This window comes from Pseudomonas fuscovaginae SE-1 (assembly GCF_000364705.1).
Lineage (GTDB): Bacteria > Pseudomonadota > Gammaproteobacteria > Pseudomonadales > Pseudomonadaceae > Aquipseudomonas > Aquipseudomonas fuscovaginae_A.
In genome coordinates, this window is the sequence record NZ_AQOH01000348.1 from 1 (window position 1) to 4,197 (window position 4,197).

The following is a 4,197-nucleotide window of genomic DNA, read 5'->3' on the forward strand; positions in this document are numbered from 1 at the left end:
CGCCGGGCTTTATCCTCCACGCACTGTTCTGCGTGCCGCTGCAGGCACGCTCGCGATTCGTCCTGGCCGGGCTCGGCTCGTTGCTGTTCAACCTGCCCCCGGTGCTGTATCTGGCCCTGCTGCGCCATGAGGCGACTCCCACCGGCCTGGCCTGCGCCTGCGTGCTCGGCAGCCTGCTGATGCCGACGGTGTTGTTGCCGTCGTTGCTGCACAGCGGCTGGAAACCCTGGCAGGCGGCACACGCCCCGGGTGCCGGCCGCGAGTTGCTCAAGCAGATCGGCCCGCTGTTGAGCAGCAACCTGGCCAGCCAGGGCCTGGCCCTGCTGGAACGGATGGTCGCCTCGCTGCTGGGTGAAGGTGCGGTCACCTGGATCAATCTGGCACGCAAACTGATCAACTTGCCGTTGATCGCCCTGATGAGCCTGAATCAGGTACTGCTTGGCCTCATGAGCGGCAGCGCTGGCAACGAGCGCCTGTCACTGCTGCGCAAGGGCCTGGCCAGCGCCACACTGCTGACCCTGCCCGCCGTGGCCGGGCTCATCGGTGCCGCCGCCGCGCTGGTCAGCCTGCTGCTGCCCAACCAGGCCGCCGACAGCCCGTTGCCGGAACTGCTGGCGTGGTTCTCCGTGCCGCTGATGTTCGGGGCCTGGAACGCCCTGCTCGCCCGCTATGCCTATGCCGCCGGCGACACGCGCATGCCGCTCAACTGCGAACTGGCCGGCAGCCTGCTCAATGCCCTGCTGCTGGCGGTGCTGCCGTACTGCTTCGGACTGACCGGCATTGCCCTGGCGGCCGTCTGCGGGGTGATCCTCACCGGCCTGCTGCTGATGCGTCGCCAGCAACTGCTGGCCGAAGTCCCCTGGCGCAGCCACTGGCTGCTCGGACTCGGCGTAATGATCCTGGCCGCCCTGGTGCTGCATCCCCTCTCGGGCACCTGGCTGCAACTGGGGCTGAGCACGCTCTACAGCCTGGTGCTGCTGATCGCCTTGGCCTGCTGGCTGCGCCCCTGGCGGCCGACGACAATTCCTGGAGGCTGAAGCATGTCGACCCTCAAAGTGGCCTGTGTGATCCCGACCTATAACGGCCGGAGGGACCTGGAACGCCTGCTCGACTCCCTCGAGCGCCAGACCGCGGTGTTCGATACCCTGATCGTCGACTCCAGTTCCAGCGACGGTACCTTCGAACTGGCCGAGTCCCGCTGCCCCAATGTACTGCGCATCGACAGCCGGGACTTCAACCACGGCGGTACCCGGCAGATGATGGTCGAGCGGCATCCGGAGTATAACGTCTACGTGTTCATGACCCAGGACGCCTACCTGGAAGACCCCGAAGCCCTGGGCAATATCGCCTGGCCGTTTACCGATGCCAGCATTGGCGCGGTCTGTGGCCGGCAGTTGCCGCACCTGGACGCCAGCCCGCTGGCCGAACACGCGCGGCTGTTCAACTACCCGCCCAGCTCGCAGGTCAAGAGCCTGGAAGATGCACCGCGCCTGGGCATCAAGACCGCCTTCGCGTCCAATTCCTTCTGTGCCTACCGCCGTGAGGCACTGATGCAGATCGGCGGTTTCCCGCAGCACGTGATTCTCTCCGAGGACATGTACGTGGCCGCGAAGATGCTGCTGGCCGGCTGGAAAGTCGCCTACGAGGGCAGCGCCTGCTGCCGGCACTCCCACAACTACACGCTCCGGGAGGAGTTTCGCCGTTACTTCGATATCGGTGTGTTCCATGCCCGCGAACCGTGGATTCGCCAGGCGTTCGGCGGAGCCGGCGGCGAAGGGCTGCGTTATGTGCTGTCCGAACTGAAGTTTCTCGGCACCGGTCGTCTGTCGGCCTGGCCCGGTTCGCTGCTGCGCAATGCGGTGAAACTGTTCGCCTACAAGCTCGGCCAGCAGGAGCGCCACCTGCCCAGGGGCCTGAAGAAGCGCCTGGGCATGTACAAACGCTACTGGGACAGCCCCTACGCCTGATCGAGCGAGCCATGACTGCGTCGGTGACTTTTCCTATGGCTATCAGGGAATCGCCTCAATTGACCAGCCAGGCAAATAGCGCGAGTTTTTGAAGTGTCTTTTATCCGGGCGATGGCGCCCGGCCCCTGGATCTTCGAGGACGAGAAATCACATGGAAGTCGAGTTCAAGCGCTATGGCACATCCCACCCGCACCCTGCCGGGCGATGGCCGGACAATCACGATCCGCTACGACCGCGCCCCTCACCGAGTAGCTCGACCAAGCAGAACGACCCGCCTGGAGGCAATCCCATGGAACCGCGCATCACCGAACTGGAAACCCGTTTCGAATACATTCACCGCGACCTCGGCGAGGTACGCAGCGATGTGAAATCCATCCGCGCCCGTCTCGCCTACATGGCCGGCGGGGCGACCATCGTGGGCACGCTGGTGGCCTGGGTGGCCAACACCCGCCTGGATCAGATCATGCTGTTGCTGACGTCCTGAGCCCATCGGCAACGCCGAACACGACGCTACGCCGCCAGCTCTCACAGCGTGATGGGTTTGCGGCCGGCGAACGAATGCGCCAGGGTGCCACCATCCACCAGTTCCAACTCGCCCCCCAGCGGTACGCCATGGGCGATACGCGAGGTGACCAGGCCCTTATTGGTCAACAGTTGGGCAATGTAGTGCGCGGTGGCTTCGCCCTCGACGGTGGGGTTGGTGGCGAGGATGACTTCGGTGAAGCTGCCCTGCTCCTCGATACGCGCCAGCAGTTGCGGAATACCGATGGCCTCCGGTCCCAGGCCGTCGAGTGGCGACAGGTGGCCCTTGAGCACGAAGTAGCGACCGCGATAGCCGGTCTGCTCCACCGCGTACACATCCATCGGCCCTTCGACCACGCACAGCAGGCTGTCATCGCGCCGGGGGTCGGCACACTGCGGGCACAGGTCGTCTTCGGTCAGGGTACGGCACTGGCGGCAATGCCCAACCCCGTCCATGGCCTGGGCCAACGCCTGGGCCAGGCGCACGCCGCCGCTGCGATCACGCTCGAGCAGTTGCAAGGCCATGCGCTGGGCGGTTTTCTGGCCGACACCGGGCAAAACCCGGAAGGCGTCGATCAGTTGGCGAATCAGGGGGCTGAAGCTCATGGGCGATAGGTCCGACAAAACTGCGAGAGGCGGTTTATACCCGTGGCTCCGACCAGCGTCAAATACGCAGGTCCCGAGCCCCGGAAACGACAATGCCAGGCCGGGTGCCTGGCATTGTTCAACGACACGTTACCTTAAAACGGCAGCTTGAAGCCCGGCGGCAGTTGCATGCCAGCGGTCATGCCGGACATCTTGTCGGCACTGTTGGCTTCGATCTTGCGCACGGCGTCGTTGACCGCGGCGGCGAACAGATCCTCCAGCACCTCACGGTCGTCATCGCTGACGCCTTCGAGCAGGCTCGGGTCGATGCTCACGCGCTTGACGTCATGACGGCCGGTCATCACCACGGTGACCATGTCGCCGCCGGCCTTGCCGGTGACTTCGGCGTTGGCCAGTTCTTCCTGCATCTTGGCCATTTTTTCCTGCATCTGCTGCGCCTGCTTCATCAGGCCGGCCATGCCACCCTTCATCATGGGAATCACCTCAAAGTTGCTTGGACAATCGGTGCGAGGCATCCGCCTCGCATCTTTCAGTTGTTAACCCTGGGTCACCAGGGTATCGACAGGTTCAATAGTATCGTCACGGACCACCGCGCCGAACTGTTGCATCATTTGCTGGATGAACGGATCGGCGTGAATCGAGGCGATGGCCTCGTTCTGGCGCTCGTGCCGACGACGCGCGGCCGCCTGGGCCGGGGTTTCCTGTTCGGGCTTGATCAGTTCGATACTCAGTTTCAGCGTACGCCCATGATACTGATTCAGCGCTTCATTCAGGCGCCGTTGCTGGGTCGGGTTGAACAGCGCGCTGTGGGCCGGGTCCAGGTGCAGCAGCCAGTCGTCGCCGTCCACCGCGATCAGCGTGCAGTTGGCCGCGATGCTGCCGGTCATGCCGGAAATCGGCAGTTTCGGGAACAGTTGCAGCCACTCCAAGGCCAGGCCGGTGGCCGGTTGCGCCGCCGGCAGAGGTTCGGGCTCGGGCTGCGGCTCCAGTTCGGCGGCGTGTTCGGTGGCCAGTTCATCCAGGTAACTGTAGGCCGAATCCACGTCCGGCTCGATGTAGTCCTCGTCCAGCGGCGGCTCGTCGTCGCGGTCGGGACCCGCCA

Annotated in this window: 6 protein-coding genes; 3 read left to right on the plus strand and 3 right to left on the minus strand. The window is 64.6% G+C overall.

Annotation, left to right across the window (positions count from 1 at the left end):
- The 3 genes from K675_RS0127655 to K675_RS0127665 form a co-directional block, all read left to right on the plus strand.
- The coding region (locus K675_RS0127655) for a lipid II flippase MurJ (protein ID WP_017906708.1) at window positions 1-1,037 on the plus strand (1,037 nt) is incomplete at its 5' end.
- A 3-nt stretch (window positions 1,038-1,040) separates the two neighbouring features.
- Window positions 1,041-1,967, plus strand: coding sequence for a glycosyltransferase family 2 protein (locus K675_RS0127660; RefSeq protein ID WP_017906709.1), 927 nt, complete (start codon window positions 1,041-1,043; stop codon window positions 1,965-1,967).
- 289 nt (window positions 1,968-2,256) lie between these two features.
- The gene (locus tag K675_RS0127665) at window positions 2,257-2,451 is read left to right on the plus strand and encodes a hypothetical protein (RefSeq protein WP_017906710.1); all 195 of its coding nucleotides are present in this window, start codon (window positions 2,257-2,259) and stop codon (window positions 2,449-2,451) included.
- 41 nt (window positions 2,452-2,492) lie between these two features.
- Here the strand turns inward: K675_RS0127665 and recR are convergent, their stop codons facing one another.
- The 3 genes from recR to K675_RS0127680 all read right to left on the minus strand — a co-directional run.
- A complete protein-coding gene (recR, locus tag K675_RS0127670; RefSeq protein ID WP_017906711.1) occupies window positions 2,493-3,095 on the minus strand; it encodes a recombination mediator RecR in 603 nt (200 codons plus the stop codon).
- 134 nt (window positions 3,096-3,229) lie between these two features.
- On the minus strand, window positions 3,230-3,568 hold the full coding sequence (locus K675_RS0127675) for a YbaB/EbfC family nucleoid-associated protein (protein ID WP_026145587.1): 339 nt from the start codon (window positions 3,566-3,568) through the stop codon (window positions 3,230-3,232).
- Window positions 3,569-3,631: 63 nt separating this feature from the next.
- A partial coding sequence (locus K675_RS0127680; RefSeq protein ID WP_026145588.1) for a DNA polymerase III subunit gamma/tau C-terminal domain-containing protein occupies window positions 3,632-4,197 on the minus strand: 566 nt, incomplete at its 5' end.